Genomic DNA, 19,368 nt, shown 5'->3' with positions numbered 1-19,368 from the left:
ATATTCGTTTGTATAAAGGTGGCGTAAATTTATTAAAAATCAAAAACCAAAAGCGCATTAAATTTAAAAGTTATGAAGAAGAAGCTAGAATCAGACTTAATCAGTATAGCGCATAGAATTCTTAAACTAAAAGGAAAAGAAGATGTTTTAAAAATGCATGCAGAAGTTTCAGCGTTGTATGAAAAGCTTACTGTTTTAAAATTTGCTCACGAAAATTTTGAAGATGATATACCAACAATTGGTAGTGATTCATCTTTCTTTGGAATGTTGGACCAAGCGTTCAACAACACGGTAAGTGATAATATTGAAGTAGAAGACAGAATATATGTTAATCTGGATGAGATAGAAGATGATGGTATCATGGAGCCAGCAATCGAAAAAATTAAGGATATCGTTGCTCAAATGCCACAAGAAACACAAGAAGTAGATGAGTTTTTAAAAACGGTAATACCTCCTGAAAACGACTTTGAAGAATTGACAGCAGGATTTAAAGATATGCCAGTTTTTGAAGCTGTTACGGAAACAAAAACTAAGGCAAAAGAAGATACTAAAAAAACATTAAATGATGCTTTAAAAGGAAAAGCTTTGACTTTTGGGTTAAACGATAAAATAGCCTTTATAAAGCACTTATTTGATGGTAATAATGAAGATTTTGAACGCGTTATATCTCAAATTAATACCTCTCAAACTTTTGAGGAGGCCAATACGTTAATACATAACATTGTTAAACCCGACTATAACCATTGGGAAGGTAAAGAAGAGTTTGAAGAGCGCTTCATGGGAGTTATTCAAAGTAAGTTTGAGTAAATGAGCAAACTGTATATTGTTCCAACACCAATAGGAAATTTAAAAGATATCACTTTAAGGGCTATTGAGGTTTTAAAAGAAGTCGATTTAATTTTAGCAGAAGACACGAGAACTTCTGGGAAACTCTTAAAACATTTCGACATTAATACGCCTTCTCAGTCTCACCACATGCATAACGAGCATAAAACGGTTGAGGCGATTATTCAAAAACTAAATTCAGGAATGACTATTGCTTTAATTAGCGATGCAGGAACACCAGCAATATCTGACCCTGGATTTTTGCTCGCAAGAGCGTGTATTGAAAATAATATTGAAGTAGACTGTTTGCCAGGAGCAACGGCATTTGTTCCAGCTTTGGTGAATTCAGGATTACCAAATGATAAATTTGTGTTTGAAGGATTTCTGCCAGTAAAAAAGGGACGTCAAACAAGATTGAAACTACTAGCTGAAGAAACCAGAACCATGATTTTTTATGAATCTCCTCACAAACTTATTAAAACCTTGACTCATTTTTGTGAGTATTTTGGTGAAGACAGACAGCTCTCTGTATCTAGAGAATTGACTAAACTCTATGAAGAAACAATTAGAGGAATAGCTAAAGAAGTACTTGAACACTATACAAATAAACCACCTAAAGGTGAAATTGTGATTGTTGTCGCAGGACTTAAATAATGCAAGAATTACTTCATAATATCAGTCAATGTACTATTTGTTCCAAGCATTTACAATTAGGTCCAAGACCTGTAGTATCAGCACATCCAGATTCAAAAATCGTAATTATTGGTCAAGCACCTGGAACAAAAGTTCATAATTCTGGGATTCCTTGGGATGATGCTAGTGGAAAGCAACTTAGAAAGTGGCTAGATGTATCGGATGAAGATTTTTATGACGAAACAAAATTTGCCATAATTCCTATGGGGTTTTGTTATCCCGGAAAAGGAAAAACAGGCGATTTGCCACCTAGACCAGAATGTGCACCACAATGGCATGATTCATTATTTAATTTAATGCCAAACCTTAAACTTGTTATTTTAATCGGGATGTACGCTCAAAAGTATTATTTAAAAGATTCAGCTAAAAAGACACTTACCGAAACGGTTGCTAACTATTCAAAATATTTACCTCAGCATTTTGTACTGCCTCACCCATCACCTAGAAATCGATTTTGGTTAACTAAAAACCCTTGGTTTGAAGCTGAGGTTGTTCCAATACTAAAAAATAAAGTTGCTAAAATTATCTCATAAAGTTGTAATATTATAGTCTAAACACTTCACGATTATGTCTAAAAAATTCATTTACCTATTAACAGCATTTACAATCATCTTTTTTTCATGTAAAAAGACCAACGAAATAACTACTCAAGAATATTTTGATATTGTAAATCAAGAGCTTACAGGAGATTTAGCCTATGAAACTACTGCATTTGTAGAAAAATATTGGCGTGTTGTTGGGAATACGGGATTTAATAAAAGTGTTTACAGAATTGCCGAACAGCTCGAAAAAGACGGTTATGTTTTAGAAGAAAATGCTATTGAAGATGACTTTTTAACTTACAGAATTGAAACAAGGCCATTAAAAAGACCAACGTGGGAATCGGTTGATGCCACGGTAACCATCAATGGAGAGGAAAACCCACTGCTTACTCATGATACTAACCGAAATATGATTGCTTTAAACTCCTATAGCACAGCCGAAGAAGGCGATACAGCTGAGGTAGTTTATATAGAAGACATAAAAAAGCTAGGAGAAACAGATGTAAAAGGAAAAATTGTGTTTGCTGAAACTCATCCAGGGCGAATATTTAAAACTGCAGTTACCGAAGGAGGCGCAGTTGGTATCATTACCTATAATAATCCAGACTATTTACAACCAGAAAAAAACACAACATCTATCCAGTTTCGCTCCATTCCATTAGACTCTGTAAGTAAAGCTTGGGGAATTGCTATGTCTTTTGAGGCTAAGGAGCGATTAAAAAATAGCTTATCTAAAGGAAAAACCACCTTAAATGTAAAAGTTGAAACCAACATATATCCATCGGAAGAATTAACAATTGTCGCAGATATTAAGGGTAGAGAATTGCCTAAAGAACGTTTGGCTTTTAGCGCTCATATACAAGAACCAGGAGCTAATGACAATGCTTCAGGTGTTGGAGCTACATTGGAAATGGCTTCTGTTGCAGCTAAATTATTTAAAGATGGGAGATTCTTACCAAGAAGAACATTAACCTTTCTTTGGGGAGATGAAATTGTATCCACAAGGAGATATGTTGAGGAAGATAGTATAAGAGCTAAAGATATAAAATGGGGAATATCTCTGGATATGGTTGGTGAAGATACTGAAAAAACTGGAGGCTCCTTTTTAATTGAAAAAATGCCAGACCCAAGTGCTATTTGGACACGAGGAAATGATAAACATACAGAATGGGGAGGACGACCGTTAAAAGTTGAAGACATGACGCCTCATTATTTAAACGATTTTGTAATCGAAAAATTTAAAGAACAAGGAAGACGTGCTAACTGGATCGTGAATACTAATCCTTATGAAGGTGGAAGTGACCACGTACCATTTTTACGAGGTAATATTCCAAGTGTGTTGTTTTGGCATTTCACCGACCAGTTTTACCACACAGATAACGACAGAATCGACAAGGTTTCTAAAACTACTTTAAAGAATGTTGCAACTGGTGCTTTAGTATCTGCCATTGAGTTGGTAAATTCAGATGAAACTACTGCAAAACGAGTTTTAGAAAGCATAGAACAAGCAGCAATGAGCCGTTTAGAAGAAGAGCAAAAACAAAGCGAGTTAGCTATTGAAAATGGAGACACTCTAGAAGAGCAAATCGAAATTATTAACACCTGGAAAAATTGGTATATAAAAGCAGCAAGTACCACAAGTGATATGGTAAATGATGAAAGCCAAATTAAATCTAACATTGAAGCGACTCAAAAAGCTATTAGTGATAAAGCGAAGAGTGTTTTAGAAGCTTTAGAAACTATATAAAAAATGCGCTAGTTTTAAACTAGCGCATTTAAACACCCACTTATTTTCCTGAGAAAATCTCTTTCAATTGTGTTACAATTCCACCATTACCTGAGACAGTGATTTCACCAATTTTCTCAGCGATTTTTTCAACATACTCCATTTCTTTTAACTTGTACAGCATGTTATTCTCTTCCATCAACTTTGCCGTATTTAGCAAGCTACGTGTTGAAGCTGTTTCTTCACGTCTTGTAATAGTATTAGCCTGAGCTTTCTTTTGTGCGACTAAAACTTGATTCATAATCTCTTTCATATCTCCAGTTAAAATCACATCTCTAATACCACAGCTTAAAACATTGACACCTAATTTTGATGCACTTGCCTTAACATCTTCAAATACTGCTTCTGCCATATTTTCTTTACGCTCTAGCAATTCATCTAATGTGTAAGCACCAATGTAAGCACGTAATACTAATTGCATAGCAATGTATAACTGCTTTTCATAGTCCTTGTTTTCTAGTAAAGCTTTTTCAATATCAGTCACTTTATACTGTGTATAAAAGTTGATACGAATAGCAGCTTTATCTTTCGTTAACAATTCTTGTCCAGCAATTTCTAATTGCAACTGACGTAAATCAGCTTTAGCAATTTTAATTGTAGTATCATTTCTCCAGAATCTGTATGTACCTCCATCTAGAGTTTTTGTGTACACATCATCAACTAAAAGCACAGCTTTTTCGTAAGCGGCGACCTCAAAAGTTCTGATGTATTTGCTCAATTCATAATTACTGAATAATGATTTGTCAATTTTTTCAGTAATATAAATTTTGCTCAAATCGGCATGCACAAATTCACGTTTAATCAAACCCTTCCAGTACACGTAACGTCCAGCTGTTAAAACGATTTTGAAGTTTCCTTTTTCGTAAACTAAAACTAGCTCACTGTCTTTAACTTCAATAATGTCTAACATTGCTTCCAACATTTCGTCTTTTAGTAAGAGTTCTAACGCTATTGGAGCCACAAAGGTATTTGCAAGGTTATACACCAACACACGCTCATTAAAGCCAAGCCAGTGTTTTCCTTGAGTAATTACTCTTTTGTAATCACCTTTTTTGAATACCAATCCTACTTTTCCCGCATTAATTCTTACTCGTTTCATCATTTCTAAATTTTAAATTAAACAATATAATTTGTCCACTATGGACGCGGCAAAACCTGTAACGGAAGGGTTGCCAACTTCAACATATAATGACGAGTTCATTATTAATTGAAGTATATTTTTCAAACTTTCTTCATCATTAAAATAGTAGAAAGCAAATCATCTTTCTGGTGCGGAAATACTCATATTAATAGCGTCTATAATTGGTGTTAAGTATTGTGACAACAATATGAATCGATATTCAGATTAATACAATTCTCTTAATACAAAACAGTAAAAATGTCTACTATTAAAAATCAGTATTTCAAAGCACTTTCAAGACTACTTTTATTAAACACTAATGTTTTTAAAGCTGACTTGCTATTCACTATTTTTGTCTTTTTTTTGAGCAGAGTGACAATCTGCGTTGGTAATCAGTTTTAAAAGATGATGGGCTTTTTCAACCTACATTATGAGTGTAGTGCTCTAACCAGACTGAGCTACGAGATCTAACTTTAGTGACCTCGACAGGAATCGAACCTGTGCTTGTGGACATTTTACAGAATGTCAACTGTTCTCTAGAACCAAAATCTAGCGCGTCTTCCGTTCCGCCATATCCTATATAAGGACAGTGGGATTCGAACCCACACGAACTTGAGTTGATTTTTGGTAATCAACAAACCTTCAAGTCTAGTTGAACATAAGACGAAATACATCTCTGCATCGTATTATGCAATAGTGCTATACCGAAACACTCAACAAGACTAGCTTGATACTTTAGTGTGGAACAGACAGGAATCGAACCTATATCTTTGCATTTTCAGTGCATTGCATTGACCAACTTTGCTACTGTTCCATATTAAGATAATCTGATAGGATTCGAACCTATAATACAAGAATCAAAATCTTGAGTGTTACCATTACACCACAGATTATTTTTGTAAGCTTAATAGGACTTGAACCCATACCCCAAGGTTCGTAGCCTTGTATGCTTTCCATTACACCATAAGCTTATTTTGTACTCCACCCAAGATTCGAACTTGGACTTAACAGCGCTTAAAACTGTTGCCTCTTCCAATTGGGCTAGTGGAGCATCGTACAGGAAGAGAGATTCGAACTCCCAGTTTCTCGATTCTAAGTCGAGTGCGTTTACCGTTTCGCCATTCCTGCATTTGTTGAGATATTAGGAATCGAACCTAAACCCCTCGCCTTATGAGAGCGATGCTCTACCTATTAAGCTATATCTCATTTTGTACTCTATAAGGGAATCGAACCCTTGTCTTCTGGGAGAAAACCAGATGCACTAACCACTATGCTCATAGAGCAGCTTTGTCTGAGAAGCAGGATTCGAACCTACAACCTCTCACTTCCAAAGCGAGTAAACAACCATCGTTATCCTCCCAGATTTGCAGTACCGACGAGATTCGAACTCGCAACTTCTCGGGAGACAACCGAGCGCTCTAGCCATTGAGCTACGATACTATTTGTGGGAACTGAAAGATTCGAACTTTCTTAGCATTTAAGCAACAGGTTTACAATCTGCACCAACTCTCCAACGTTGACGAGTTCCCATTAAATCGGCAAGACAAGATTGCCGATTTATTACTCCTTTCATTTTTATAATAAATTATTCAACCGATTACGAAACCAGCTTGTCTCTGGTTTGTCTACAGTTTCAGTTTTTTTGTTTTCGGCCTCTTGATTTATTTTGTTTTGAATTTTAAGTTTTTTATTAACTCGAGAGATTACTTCATCAACATAATTAATAAAGTCATTGTTCATACCTAAAAGTTTTGCATCATTTAAAGATTTTCCAGCCTTATCAAACTCTAAATTAGCTTCAAATAAGCTTGCTTGAGCAAGTTCTATTCCAGCCTTATCAATTCCTTTTACTTGTCTAGCAAAGTCAATTAATTTTTGAGCTTCTTCATAATCTTCATTATTTATTAAAAGTCTTATATAGTCTGGATACACATCTGGAATATCTAAACGACTCATCAAAGCTTTTTCGTAATACTCTTTTGCTAACTCATAATCACCTAATTGTTCATTTTGTATTCTCGCCATTAAGCAAAGCGCTTTAACACTTTTTGGGTTGTATGATAGTGCATAGTTTAATGCCTCAATTGCCTTTTCCAATTCGTATGGATAGTTTTCAATTGCCTTAAATAAGTAGTTGTTATATAAATTTGTTTCCATTTTCGTTTTATTAAATAGATTATTACTGTCTTAAATGCATGTTTTTATGATGCTCTTAAAACTGATCAGATTGTTGTACTCTTAAAATTTTGGAATAAAAAAATCCGAAACAGTTTGTTTGCTTCGGATTCTTTTCTGGAAAGTTATCTACAGAAAATACCGAAGCCTTGTAAATGACTCGAGGTCATAACTTAAAGGTTGTAATGCTATCATATATTTTAGCATGGCTTCTTGTTTTTAATTATTAATATTTTGTTGCAGTAGTTGTTTAAAACTGCGATGCAAAGATGAAAACTATTTTTAAAAAAACAAACATTTTGTAATTTAATTTACTGAAAATCAATTAGTTAAATTTAAATTTAAACAAAGGGATTCCTGTCCGTTTTTTAACGGATACTTGAGTTTGTGCGCAAGTGTTTGTCTCCCAGTTGCTTACTCTTCAATGCTTAATATTTTAGTTTTTAAAATTTATTTTCAAATTCTTTGATTTTTTTCATAAAAAAAGCGTCCAATTTCTTGGACGCTCGTACTATTTATAGTTTTTGTGTTTAAATCATCTCTTATTAATGATTAAAAATAGATACATAACGTCCTTGTCGTAGAAATAATTCATTCATTCCTCGATAATCCCACTGGTAAAACAGTGATTTTGTTGCAATATGTACTATTGTGTTTTTCATTTCTTGTTGCAAATATGTGATTTTTATTTAATATAAAGCAAATTTAATATTGCGACCCATCATGTTTCCCTTCATTCCAACCATGTTTTCCTAAGTATTGCTCACCACTTTCAACAGCACCTTCCTCAATGCTTGTTCCCATACTATCGTTCCATCGGTTGAGGTAACCAAAAAGTGAAATAACTCCCAACATTTCAACAATTTCTCCTTCAGTCCAATGCTCATGTAGTCGTTTTTTAATATCTTCATTAACAGCATTTGGTACTAGACTTGCTGCTAAACTAAAGTCGAGAGCAGCACGTTCTGCTTCGTTAAAAGCAGGATGTGTTCTGTATTCCCATATGTTATCTAGTTGTTCTTGTTCAGCACCATAACGTTCAGCTGCACGAATTGCATGCGCTTGACAATATCTGCAACCAGTTGAGTTGCTACTTACCCAAGCAATCATGCGTTTTAATGCTGAAGTCACACGACCTTCGTTTGCCATTACAGCTTTATTTAGGTTAATGAAAGCCTTAGAAATGGCTGGACGACGTTGCATAGTCAATACCGAATTTGGACAAAAGCCAAGTGTTTCGTTAAAGAATTCTGCTAATTCTTTTGTCTCTAAATCGTGGTCTGCGGATAATGGTGTTACAAGTGGCATAGTCTTTTTTTTATTGGTATTTTTGAAGTAACAATAAACGAAAAATCTTTGAATATGATAAATAAAATCACCACAGAATGGAAAGACGGAGTGACTTTTGAATCTGATAACCCAAGTGGTAATACTTTTTTAATTGACGATAAAGTTGAAGGCGCTGATAAGCGTGCAGGATTAGCACCTAAATCGCTAATGCTATCGGCTTTAGCTGGATGCACAGGATTGGATGTAATATCTGTACTTGACAAGATGAAAGTAACTGATTATGAATTTAAAATGGATGTAACTGGTGAATTAACTGAGGAGCACCCAAAGTATTATCATAAGGTGAAATTGGATTATCATTTTTATGGAAAAGATTTAAATAAGAAGAAAATAAAAAAAGCAGTTGGCCTTTCAGTTGATAAGTACTGCGGCGTGATGGAAATGTTTCGTCAGTTTGCCAAGTTAGAGACTGAAATCCATTATCATAATAAATAAGAATTTATTCAAAAATAATTTATGCGTTGGACGCTTAAGCCAAAACCAGAAGCTGCGAAAGTAGTATTATTAAAAGAGGCACTTCAAGTTGACGATATCGTTGCAACATTGTTATTACAACGAGGAATTGAAACTTATGAAGCGGCAAAAACCTTTTTCAGACCAAGTTTAAGTGATTTACACAATCCATTCTTGATGAAAGATATGGATAAAGCTGTTGAGCGCATTGAAACTGCTTTTTTTAAGAATGAGAATATTTTGGTGTTTGGTGATTACGATGTAGACGGAACGTCTTCGGTAGCTTTGATGTCTTCTTATTTAAAAACAAGAACAGATAATGTTGCAACTTATATTCCTGACAGATATGACGAAGGTTACGGCGTGTCTTTTAAAGGTATCGATTTTGCCCATGATAACGATTTTACGCTTATTATTGCTTTAGACTGCGGAGTCAAAGCCATTGATAAAGTCGCTTATGCAAAAGAGAAAGGCATAGATTTTATTATTTGTGACCACCACAGGCCAGGAAATAAATTACCAGAAGCGGTCGCTATTTTAGACCCAAAACGTGATGATTGTGACTATCCTTATAAAGAATTGTGCGGTTGTGGTGTTGGCTTTAAACTCATACAAGCATTGGCTTCAAAAGAAGGAAAAGTTGTTGAAGAATTGTCCGAGTATTTAGACTTGGTTGCAACAGCAATTGGTGCAGATATCGTCCCAATTACAGGTGAAAATAGAGCTTTAGCATATTTTGGTTTACAAGTGATTAATTCTAGCCCAAGATCAGGAATCAAAGCAATAATTAATCAAGTTAAAAAAGAAGAACTTACTATTACAGATGTGGTGTTTATCGTTGCTCCAAGAATTAATGCTGCTGGACGCATGAAACATGGCAATTATGCAGTTACGTTATTGACCGAAACTAATTTTGAGCAAGCGCAAGAATACGCTGCTGAAATAGAAGAATTTAACACAGATAGACGAGAGGCAGATAGACGAATTACAGAAGAAGCACTTCAGCAAATTGATAAACAAGGTGAGCAGGAACGCTTTACTACCGTTGTTTACCATGAAACTTGGCATAAAGGCGTTATTGGTATTGTAGCCTCCCGATTGATAGAAACCTATTACAGACCAACCTTAGTGTTTACAAAAAGTGGCGACAAGTTAGCAGCTTCAGCGCGTTCAGTTTCAGGCTTTGATGTATATAATGCTTTAGAAGCCTGCTCAGAACACATAGAACAATTTGGAGGGCATAAATATGCTGCTGGCTTAACTTTAAAAGAAGAAAACTACGAAGTATTTAAACAAGCTTTTGAAGATGAGGTTTCAAAGACAATTAACAACTCATTGTTAACACCAGAGATTAAGGTTGATATGCAAATAGACTTACCTCAAGTAAATGATAAATTATGGCGAATTATTAAGCAGTTTGCACCTTTTGGCCCAGGAAATATGACACCCATTTTTATGACAAATAACTTAAGAGATACTGGTTATGGTAAATGCGTAGGTGAAGATGATAAACACTTACGAATAACAGTCACTCAGTCTGGAAAAGAAAAGTTAGTTTGTATAGGTTTTGGTTTAGGGGACAAGCTTGATATAATTTCTAATAAGAAACCTTTTAAAGCAGTCTATTCTGTTGATGAAAACCATTGGAATGGAAATGTGTCCTTACAATTGAAATTGAGAGATATTAAATAATTAGGCTCCTGCTTTCGCAGGGAATAAATATGGCAAGAAAAGATCCTTACGCAGCACTACGTTACAAAGAATTCAATATTTTTCTATTAGTAAGGTTTGCATTGATTTTTGGATGGTCCATGCAGTTTGTTGTGATTGAATGGCAAGTTTATGCAATGACTAAAGATCCTTTATCACTTGGAATTATTGGTTTATGTGAATTTTTACCAGCATTTATATTGGCACCTTTTGCTGGACATATAGTTGATAAAAAAGAAAAGAGAAATCTATTTACTCTTTGTATTGCCTTGTTTTCCATTATAAGTTTTGGGTTATTCTGGTTAACATCTGAGCATATTGAAACCACTTGGGAAACAAAAGCAATCTTATTTTGTATTTACGGTTTAGTTTTTTTTGGAGGTGCTTTGAGAGCGTTTTTTGGACCAACCATTTTTTCACTTATCGCCCTTCTTGTTCCTAAAGCAATATACCCTAACGCTGCAACATGGAGTAGCAGCACTTGGAAGGGAGCTACTGTATTTGGCGCTTTGTGTGGTGGATTTTTGATTGCTTGGATAGGTGTTAATTATACACTTGGGATTATTTTTATACTAGTGATGATTGCATTGTTGTTTGTTACTCAAATAAAAAAGAAACCGATTTTAAATAAAGTAACTAACGAATCAATTAAAGAAAGCTTAGAGGCTGGAATTAGATTTGTTTTTAATGACAAAGTAATTTTAGGAGCGCTAACCCTAGACATGATTGCAGTTTTGTTTGGTGGAGCTGTTGCAATTTTTGCCGTATTTGCCAAAGACATATTAGATGCTGGACCAAAAGGATTTGGAATATTAAACGCTGCGCTTTCAACAGGAAGTATTATTACAATGCTGGCGACAACCTATATACCTATTACCAAAAACACAGGGAAAAAATTACTTGTTTCAGTTTTTGGATTTGGAGTTTGTATGATAATTTTTGGAGCTTCAAAATTAATGTGGCTAAGTGTGTTAACATTGTTCTTTTCGGGTGTGTTTGATGGAGTTTCAATGGTTATTCGCCAAACAATTCTTCAGTTAAAAACACCTGATAATATGAGAGGACGAGTTGGTGCTGTTAACTCTATGTTTGTTGGCTCCTCTAATGAGCTTGGAGCTTTGGAGAGTGGTATTGCAGCAAGGCTTTTTGGTGCTCCTTTGGCAGTTGTTCTTGGTGGAACCATAACACTTATTACTGTGATTGTAATAAATATTAAAAATAAACCATTACGAGGCCTAGATCTAAGAGAAGATATTGAAGCTTATGAGGAAGAGAGCTAATATTTTTTTAACACCATTTTTTCACCATCAAAAACACCATAGGTGTAATACTGTATCCAATCACCAAGATTGATGTATTTTGAATTAGGTTCTAAATCGATTTCTAAAGGCAAATGTCTATGTCCAAAGACAAAATAATCTCTATGATTTTCTTGAAGTTTACGCCTGCAATATTGCACCAACCATTCGTTGTCTTCGCCTAAAAATTTGGCATCTTCATCACCAGAAATCAATTTGTTTTTTACAGACATATATTGCGCTAATCGCACACCTAAATCTGGATGTAACCAACGAAATAGCCATTTGCTAAACGAGTTGGTAAATACTTTTTTCATGCGTTTGTAACCCTTGTCTCCAGGGCCTAAGCCATCACCATGACCTATCAAAAAAGATGTTTGATTAAAGAAGAATTCTTGTGGTTTATGAAACACAGGAATGTTAAGTTCTTCTTCAAAATATCCACTCATCCATAAATCGTGATTCCCAACAAAATAATAAATTGGAACGCCAGAATCAGAAATTTCGGCAAGTTTTCCTAAAGTTCTTGTAAAGCCTTTAGGGACTACTTTTTTATATTCAAACCAAAAATCAAATAAATCTCCCAAAAGAAAAATGGCAGCAGCATCTGTTTTAATCTCATCTAACCAAGCTACAAACTTTTTTTCACGAGGAAGCGACGTTTCATGTGTTGGTGCACCTAGATGATTATCGGATGAGAAATAAATTTTCTTACCTTCAGGAACCTTTATGTGCGTAGCTTTATTCATTATCGCTTGCAAACCATTCGGCGAAACTGGTAGCAGTTTCTTGCAGTTTCAATGAGAAAAGTTCAATATTACTGGGTAATCGTTTTTTTATTTTTGATGCAAAATCTATAACCATCATTTCGCTGGTAGGTTGATAGTTAACGAGTAGTACATTGTGATCTCTATCTTCAAGTTCCTTTGCCAATTCAACATGAGGCGTGTTTTTATTAAATACGGTTGCGTGGTCAAACACATCGACAATTTCTTCCTTGACTATTTTTTTTAAATCACCAAAATCGATGACCATTCCAAATTTCACGTTAGAGTTATCTGAAATAGGTTTTCCAATCACGGTTACATTTAATCTATAACTGTGACCATGAACGTTTTTGCATTTGCCGTCATAACCATAAAGTGCATGACCAGTTTCAAATGAAAATTGTTTTGTAATGCGAATGTTACTCATTAGCGTCTTTTGTTTCTATTAATAAAATAAATGACTATTAACCCTATTCCTAGAATTAGAAATAAGCCATTGCCACTTAAAAAATTTAATATATCCATCATTATTCTTCGTCTTTGTTTGCTCTTTTCTTATTGTAGTAATATATGACATAAGCTACGGTTACTAAAAAAACAAAGGGAATCAAGCTTCCTATTAAAATCCCTATACTGTAATCATCATTAGGAGCATTTTTTATTTTTTCTTCAATATTTACTTCCTGAAGAATTGTTGTTACTATCATACGTTACATTATTATGTCAAAGTTACGTCTTTTGTGAAAGAGGCAAAAATTGTCGTCTAAATTTTATAATTAAAGGTACTCCTCTAGCAATTATCCAAAAAGTAATCGCTATAAAAATAGCGTATAGTTTATAATCTAAAGCATCTAACCAAAAGAGTATTGGCACAAAAATGATAAAGGTTGAAAACAGCAATACATTTCTTAAATATTTCATTTTACCAAGACCTTTAAATACCCCATCAAAAATAAATGCAAGTGCGCAAAGTGGTTGCATTGCTAAAACAATCCAGAAAATATTGTAAAATTGATTGAGAACTTCAGGATCGTTTGTGAATATGTTTCCGATAGGATAATATAGAAACCCTCCAATAACGGCAATGATAATACCAAGGAAGACACCATATTTTATAAGTTTATTGCTCAATTCGACCAAGATTTTATAGTTTTTTTGACCATATAATTTACCTGATAAAATGTTTCCAGCACTTGCATAACCATCTACAATAAAAGCACCCAAAAACCATAAGTTTATGGCAATTGTATAAGCCGCAATATATTCTTTTCCATAACTTGTAGAAAAAGCACTTGCATAATACAAGGTAACATTCAATGCTAATGTTCTAACAAACAAGTTTAGAATCATAATAATAAAGGTCTTTATTTCTTTATTAAATGGGAATGTTGGTTTTAGAGAGATTTCGGTTTTTCTTAATAAATAATAAATTGACAATAATGCCATGATTAGTTGAGCAGCAACACTTGCGTAAGCAGCACCTCTGATGTGCATTGCAGGGATTAATCCATCGACGCCATAAACTAAAACAACATCTAAAATAATATTTGCTATGGTTCCTACAATAGCAATTAGCATAGGGTAATAGGTGTTTTGAAGCCCTCTAAAAGTACCGAAAACAGCAATTGTAAAAAGGGTGAAAGGAAACCCAAAGACACGAATTTGATAATAATCTACACTATAATCCAATATTAAATTGGACGCATTATAGAGTTTAAAAATGCTCTCTGCAAATGGATATGTTGTAATAATTATCAATACACTTAAAGATGTGATTATAAAAATAGCTTGGGCCGGAAGTGATTTTATGGCCTCTAGGTTGTTGGCACCCAAATATTGAGATACTAATGATGAAATAGCACTTCGTGTTTGACCAAGTACCCAAATAAGCATGGATAAAAATGTGGTAACGATGCCAACCGCAGCCAGAGATTCGGTTGCGTTTATCTCAATATTTCCAACAATGGCAGCATCGGTTAATGATAAGATGGGTTCAGAAACTCCAGAAATCAATGCTGGAATTGCTAGTTTATTAATTTGTTTTAAAGAAATACTTGTACTCAAAAGTCTTTTTAGAACTAATTATTATTAATGTTTATTTTTGCAGTATAATTTTCAGTAAATTTAGTCTTTAAAATTTTGATTATGAAGAATATTTTAGTTCCTGTAGGATCCTCAAAAAACGCAAAAAGCCATTTACAATATTCGGTTGATTTTGCTAAAGCATTTGGGGCAAAACTTTATATAGTCCAAGTGTATAATGTGTATACTAAGGCAGGAACCATGATTAAAATTGATCATATTTTAGAACGTGAAAGTCAAGAGTTTTTAAAAAATCTTGTCGCTCAAATTGATACTAAAGGGGTAGAGGTTCACACAAGAACTCTTAAGGGCAAATTAATTGATACCATCGACTTGGCTTGTAAAAAAGGAGAGATTGATTTAATTATTCTTGAACCAAGAACAAACTCGATTAAAGATGAGGTGTTTCTAGGAAAAACTTCAGGAAAAATTATTAAAAGAACTCAAATACCAGCACTAATTGTTCCCGAAGAATATGTTTTTAAACCTATTACTAGAATATTAATGGCTATTAAATCTGCAATAATAAAAAAGAAAGGTGTCTTAGAACCATTAAAATCAATTCAAAACCAATTTAAGTCTGTTGTTAACTTGCTATTAGTAAAAACAACGTATTATAATGAGGGTGATTTTGGAGTGAATGAAGAGCTTTCTGATATGGTCACAAATATTACCAAAACTGAAAATGCTACAACATTTCAAGGTGTGCTAGAACATTTTAAGTCTAACGATCCTGACATGCTATGCGTGGTGCGTCGTAAACGAGGTTTCTTTACTAAGAAATGGGAAAAAAACACGATTTTGAAAAAAGATTTTCATAGCCCAAGACCAGTTTTGGTATTGAGTGGAATGAGATAATAAAAGGGGATGTAGCTCAGTTGGCTAGAGCGCTTGACTGGCAGTCAAGAGGTCGTCGGTTCGAGCCCGATCTTCTCCACTAATAAAAACTTACAATTTGTTTTGCAACAGTTTCAAGCTCAGGTGAAAGATTGTTGCTGTTCCATGGGTGTTTGGTGTTAAACACATGGTTTGCGCCTTTTATAATTTTTAATTTACTTTTCAGATTCCATTGATGCAGTACTTCGGCTTCTTTAATATTAATAGACGTGTCATTATCTCCATGAATAATTAGTTGAGGAATGGTTAATTTCTTTGCTGCGGATTTTATATTCAATCTATCTTTATTAGCCATAAAATCTTCGTAAAACTGATAATAATGAGGCATTTGCTGTTTAGTGCGTCCATTTAAAGCATACTTAACACCTTTTTCTTTCCATTTTTTTAAATCTCCAACAGTTGCTGTACGTTTTTCGAAATCACTAATACTAGCTAATGTTATGAGTTTTGTAATTCGGTTGTCTTCTGAAGCTTTTATTATACAAATACCACCACCACGACTATGACCTATGAGACAAATATCATTAATATTGATAAGGGGTTTATTCTTAAAATAGTTTTGAGCCCAATTAATAACATCATTTAAATCGTCTAGTTCTTTTGTGTAATTATTTTGACCGAAGGCTTCTAAATCTGGAAAATCAATAGAATTCTCGATAGTACCTCCATTATGTGAGAAATTAAATTTAACAACACAACATCCAGATTTGGCTATTTCTTCAGCCATAATATTCCACGCTCCCCAATCCTTAAATCCTTTATAGCCATGGCAAAAGATAACAATGGGTTGATTTGTTTGCTCTTTAGAATAAAAAGCATCCATTAGTATAGGTTTCTTTTTGTTCCTCTCTACAATATGGTTTTTTAAAATTTGCATTAATCCACCTCTTTTTCAATAAAAGCTATATTAGGATCATATATTTCTAGAATAAGCTTTTTAAGCTCGGTTTCAAAATTATGAAGTGTTTCTACATCAATAATTGTATTTTTATTTCTGCTATTAGTTGTTTCCTTTTTGCCAAATTTTAAAAATCCTTCACTTAGATTTTTAAACGAAATAATGCCAGCTTCTACATCCTGTTTAAAGGTTTTTTGTGCATTCATCATGTATGCATACATGAGTACCTGAAAACTTTTACTATATTTTTTATAATCAGTACAAATAGTTTCCCAATCGACAACTTCAACCTGGCGTTGTTCTACTTTTCCAGTCTTATAGTCAATAATTCGTAGTGTGCCATTATATTCATCAATACGATCTACTTTTCCCTTTAGTATCACAGGAAAATCTAATGTGTCGATGTTGATTTTAACAGCTAAATCTGCCTCGACTTCGATAATTTTCACAGTGTTTCCCTGTTCTAAGCTCTCAAGTTCTTGTTTTAAAAAATTATTTACATATCGCTTTGCAATTTCAAAGATAATAAGGTTTTTGCCTTTGGTAATATCTCCTTCTTTATAAATAGTTTTAAAGTGATATAGTATTCTTGCCTCAACTTTAGCTTTCATCTTTTTTACAAAATCTATGCTTAGCATTGCACCTTCAATAGGCTTATAAAGATCTTCAAGGGCATTGTGAACAACAGTTCCCAGAGTGTTTGCAGCGACCGTTTCTTCAACATCATCTATTTCTTTAATACCTAGTACTTTTTGATAATAAAAATCTAAGGGATTCCTAATATAGCTGGTCAAGGAGGAAGGCGAAATACCCTTGTTTGATAATGCTTTTAAGTCTGTGATTACATGATTAGTTTTTGGTATTGATTTTAATTCTTGAGGTATTTTAGGTGTAACAGGTGTAATTATTTTATGCTTTAGATTATGAGTGTTTTCAATCTCTAATTGTGTTATGAACCTGCTTTTTTCACCACCATTAATTACATCTGGCTCGGTATTATATATAATATAAACGTTTTTTGCACGTTGAATGAGTCTATAAAAATGATAGGTGTAAACAGCATCTTTCTCTTTAAAAGTTGGCAGCTTGTTTTCTAGTTTTACATCATAAGGAATAAAAGAATTGTTACTTTTTCCAGATGGCAGCACACCTTCGTTAACAGATGTAATAATAACCGTTTCAAAGTCTAAAACTCGAGATTCTAGCATCCCCATTATTTGTAGTCCTTTTAAGGGTTCGCCTTTAAAATCGAGGGTTTCAACAGCAAGTAATTCATTATAAACACCATACAAAGCACTTATTGAAGCAATATATTTGTATTTAGAATTAAGAGCGTTTAAAATGTTAAATACCTCATTAAACCTATAAAGATATTCAAGCGCAAGTAAATTGTCGTTTTTATTTATTATTAAAAACGTCTTGATTTCAAGAATAATAGTCAAACAGTTTTGTAAAGCAATCTTTGGACTATTTAACCACGATTTAAATAATAAATTTAAAACTGTTTCTAGTTGAGGGGCTAGATTAACAAGGTTTTCAAGATTTATAAAAACCAAATTGTTTTTTTGAATGGTATCTATAATAATTTCTCCAAAATCTTGGTGATTATCTATAAATAGTAATCTGATATAGGGATGAGAAATTACAGCAATAATATCTTTATAGTAAAAAGATGTTTTACTCTCTTTATGAAACAAGAATAGTTGGTCAAATAAAGATGCTAAAGGAATGGATTTTAAAGGAAATCCCATTGTAATGTTGAGTGCATCTATATTTTCTGGAAGTGAATTTAAAACAGGAGTTAATAATGTTTCATCTCCTAAAACCACTGCTGTACTGTTAAGGTGTCCTTTCTCAAGTTTTAATTTTGAAAGCAATTCTCCCACGTATTTTGCTTGTCCAATATTTTTTGGAATACCAATAATAGAAATGTTTTTATTGGCCGTATAGAGATTATGCGACCATTGAAAGAGCTTGTTTTTTAAATGTGACCATTCTTTTTTATGTCTTCTAATAAAGTAGCCAGCATCATGATTCACATTGCTAAGGAAAGTCTTGTCAATATCCCAATAAATAGAAGCTAAACCCATTTGGAGCAATTCTTGGATTATAACACTTTCAGAGTTGTTTAAGGCGTTAAACCCTAAAAAAACATGCTGTTTATTTGGGTTAAGCTGAATATAACTTTCTAAATTCTCAACTGCTTCTTTATAAATTAAGCCTTGATATCCTTTCCCTTTTTGAATAAGCTCATCTTGAAGAATAGAATAATAAGTAAATAACCGCCTCCAAAAGACTAAATAGTTTTTTATTAAAGGTGTTTGATTTTTCTCAAGAGACCAGTGATTTATATCTTGAATAGCACTTAAGTAGTCAAAAATTAATTTGGGCTCTATTAAGTATCGATCTATTTCGTTAAAATCTTGTAGGAGTATTTGAGCCCATTTAGAAAAATCCTCAAAATTTTCAACGTGTTCTTTAGGGGTTTGAGTCTTGTATACGTTATAAAACTCAAAAAGCAATTCAGTATTATTTATTTTTTGAAGTTGAGAAAGTTCTTCAACAAACTCTTCAATGCTTATTAGTGTTGGCGCAAAAATTGTTTTTGAGACGTTAGATGCTATTTCGTGCCTAAGGAACACGCCAGCACGTTTGCTTGGGAGTACAAAGGTTAGTTTGGATAAATCTACCTTTTGGGTTTCAAGATCTTTTAAAACATCATTTATAAAGCTTGGCATTGTGTAAAAATAAAAAACGCTCCGAATTTCGGAG

At 33.6% G+C, this 19,368-nt stretch carries 17 protein-coding genes and 10 tRNA genes; 9 read left to right on the top strand and 18 right to left on the bottom strand.

Features of this window, described 5'->3' with window-relative positions; all coding sequences use genetic code 11:
- Positions 1–72 precede the first annotated feature (72 nt).
- The 4 genes from HB672_RS02760 to HB672_RS02745 are packed head-to-tail and all read left to right on the top strand — an operon-like array spanning position 73 to position 3,807.
- Positions 73–807, top strand: a complete 735-nt coding sequence (locus tag HB672_RS02760; RefSeq protein WP_167607315.1) for a hypothetical protein — start codon at positions 73–75, stop codon at positions 805–807.
- Complete coding sequence (gene rsmI / locus HB672_RS02755) at positions 808–1,479, top strand: 16S rRNA (cytidine(1402)-2'-O)-methyltransferase (protein ID WP_167607312.1); 672 nt, start codon at positions 808–810, stop codon at positions 1,477–1,479.
- Positions 1,479–2,051, top strand: a complete 573-nt coding sequence (locus HB672_RS02750; RefSeq protein ID WP_167607309.1) for a uracil-DNA glycosylase family protein — start codon at positions 1,479–1,481, stop codon at positions 2,049–2,051. Before rsmI ends, HB672_RS02750 begins: the two co-directional genes overlap by 1 nt.
- Before the next feature lie 34 nt (positions 2,052–2,085).
- Positions 2,086–3,807, top strand: a complete 1,722-nt coding sequence (locus HB672_RS02745; RefSeq protein WP_167607306.1) for a M28 family peptidase — start codon at positions 2,086–2,088, stop codon at positions 3,805–3,807.
- A gap of 40 nt (positions 3,808–3,847) precedes the next feature.
- Here HB672_RS02745 and HB672_RS02740 read toward each other — a convergent pair whose 3' ends face one another.
- The 12 genes from HB672_RS02740 to HB672_RS02685 all read right to left on the bottom strand — a co-directional run bounded on the left by HB672_RS02740 (position 3,848) and on the right by HB672_RS02685 (position 8,449).
- Entirely contained in the window at positions 3,848–4,948 is a 1,101-nt protein-coding gene (locus HB672_RS02740) for a slipin family protein (RefSeq protein WP_348272538.1), read from the bottom strand.
- A 759-nt stretch (positions 4,949–5,707) separates the two neighbouring features.
- Positions 5,708–5,780 (bottom strand) — tRNA-Phe (locus HB672_RS02735).
- 8 nt (positions 5,781–5,788) lie between these two features.
- Positions 5,789–5,859 (bottom strand) — tRNA-Gln (locus HB672_RS02730).
- Between the two features lie 6 nt (positions 5,860–5,865).
- Positions 5,866–5,937, bottom strand: a tRNA-Arg gene (locus HB672_RS02725).
- Between the two features lie 6 nt (positions 5,938–5,943).
- A tRNA-Leu gene (locus HB672_RS02720) sits at positions 5,944–6,017 on the bottom strand.
- 4 nt (positions 6,018–6,021) lie between these two features.
- Positions 6,022–6,094, bottom strand: a tRNA-Leu gene (locus HB672_RS02715).
- Between the two features lie 5 nt (positions 6,095–6,099).
- Positions 6,100–6,172 (bottom strand) — tRNA-Met (locus tag HB672_RS02710).
- Between the two features lie 5 nt (positions 6,173–6,177).
- Positions 6,178–6,249, bottom strand: a tRNA-Glu gene (locus HB672_RS02705).
- A 7-nt stretch (positions 6,250–6,256) separates the two neighbouring features.
- Positions 6,257–6,328 (bottom strand) — tRNA-Pro (locus HB672_RS02700).
- Between the two features lie 5 nt (positions 6,329–6,333).
- Positions 6,334–6,406, bottom strand: a tRNA-Asp gene (locus HB672_RS02695).
- Between the two features lie 135 nt (positions 6,407–6,541).
- On the bottom strand, positions 6,542–7,123 hold the full coding sequence (locus tag HB672_RS02690; protein WP_167607303.1) for a hypothetical protein: 582 nt from the start codon (positions 7,121–7,123) through the stop codon (positions 6,542–6,544).
- Positions 7,124–7,846: 723 nt separating this feature from the next.
- Positions 7,847–8,449 (bottom strand): carboxymuconolactone decarboxylase family protein, encoded by a 603-nt coding sequence (locus HB672_RS02685; RefSeq protein ID WP_167607300.1) that lies wholly within the window; start codon positions 8,447–8,449, stop codon positions 7,847–7,849.
- 54 nt (positions 8,450–8,503) lie between these two features.
- On the opposite strand from HB672_RS02685, the gene HB672_RS02680 reads away from it, so the two are divergent.
- From HB672_RS02680 to HB672_RS02670, 3 genes are read left to right on the top strand one after another with little or no spacing between them, the layout of a single operon-like run.
- Positions 8,504–8,926 carry an OsmC family protein gene (locus HB672_RS02680; RefSeq protein ID WP_167607297.1) on the top strand — a complete coding sequence of 141 codons (423 nt, stop codon included), beginning with the start codon at positions 8,504–8,506 and terminating at the stop codon, positions 8,924–8,926.
- A 21-nt stretch (positions 8,927–8,947) separates the two neighbouring features.
- Positions 8,948–10,636, top strand: coding sequence for a single-stranded-DNA-specific exonuclease RecJ (gene recJ / locus HB672_RS02675; RefSeq protein ID WP_167607294.1), 1,689 nt, complete (start codon positions 8,948–8,950; stop codon positions 10,634–10,636).
- 29 nt (positions 10,637–10,665) lie between these two features.
- Positions 10,666–11,934, top strand: a complete 1,269-nt coding sequence (locus tag HB672_RS02670) for an MFS transporter (RefSeq protein ID WP_167607291.1) — start codon at positions 10,666–10,668, stop codon at positions 11,932–11,934.
- Here the strand turns inward: HB672_RS02670 and HB672_RS02665 are convergent.
- The 4 genes from HB672_RS02665 to HB672_RS02650 all read right to left on the bottom strand — a co-directional run bounded on the left by HB672_RS02665 (position 11,931) and on the right by HB672_RS02650 (position 14,783).
- Positions 11,931–12,683 carry a UDP-2,3-diacylglucosamine diphosphatase gene (locus HB672_RS02665; protein WP_167610229.1) on the bottom strand — a complete coding sequence of 251 codons (753 nt, stop codon included), beginning with the start codon at positions 12,681–12,683 and terminating at the stop codon, positions 11,931–11,933. The two genes, HB672_RS02670 and HB672_RS02665, sit on opposite strands and share 4 nt — an antisense overlap.
- Before the next feature lie 10 nt (positions 12,684–12,693).
- A complete protein-coding gene (locus HB672_RS02660; RefSeq protein ID WP_167607288.1) occupies positions 12,694–13,146 on the bottom strand; it encodes a 6-carboxytetrahydropterin synthase in 453 nt (150 codons plus the stop codon).
- A 100-nt stretch (positions 13,147–13,246) separates the two neighbouring features.
- Positions 13,247–13,426, bottom strand: a complete 180-nt coding sequence (locus HB672_RS02655) for a hypothetical protein (RefSeq protein ID WP_167607285.1) — start codon at positions 13,424–13,426, stop codon at positions 13,247–13,249.
- A gap of 22 nt (positions 13,427–13,448) precedes the next feature.
- Positions 13,449–14,783: an MATE family efflux transporter gene (locus HB672_RS02650; RefSeq protein ID WP_167607282.1), complete on the bottom strand. Its 1,335-nt coding sequence runs from the start codon at positions 14,781–14,783 to the stop codon at positions 13,449–13,451.
- An 81-nt stretch (positions 14,784–14,864) separates the two neighbouring features.
- Between HB672_RS02650 and HB672_RS02645 the strand changes: the two genes are divergently transcribed.
- Both HB672_RS02645 and HB672_RS02640 read left to right on the top strand, forming a co-directional pair.
- Positions 14,865–15,659 (top strand): universal stress protein, encoded by a 795-nt coding sequence (locus tag HB672_RS02645; protein WP_167607279.1) that lies wholly within the window; start codon positions 14,865–14,867, stop codon positions 15,657–15,659.
- Between the two features lie 5 nt (positions 15,660–15,664).
- Positions 15,665–15,738, top strand: a tRNA-Ala gene (locus HB672_RS02640).
- Here HB672_RS02640 and HB672_RS02635 read toward each other — a convergent pair.
- Both HB672_RS02635 and HB672_RS02630 read right to left on the bottom strand, forming a co-directional pair.
- Entirely contained in the window at positions 15,739–16,575 is an 837-nt protein-coding gene (locus HB672_RS02635) for an alpha/beta fold hydrolase (RefSeq protein WP_167607276.1), read from the bottom strand.
- A complete protein-coding gene (locus HB672_RS02630) occupies positions 16,575–19,334 on the bottom strand; it encodes a PD-(D/E)XK nuclease family protein (protein WP_167607274.1) in 2,760 nt (919 codons plus the stop codon). The genes HB672_RS02635 and HB672_RS02630 overlap by 1 nt, the downstream gene beginning before the upstream one ends.
- Positions 19,335–19,368 lie beyond the last annotated feature (34 nt).

This window comes from Gaetbulibacter sp. S0825, from assembly GCF_011777505.1.
Lineage (GTDB): Bacteria > Bacteroidota > Bacteroidia > Flavobacteriales > Flavobacteriaceae > Pontimicrobium.
Note: the sequence above shows the minus strand (reverse complement) of the source record. Positions and strands in the feature narration are given on the sequence as shown.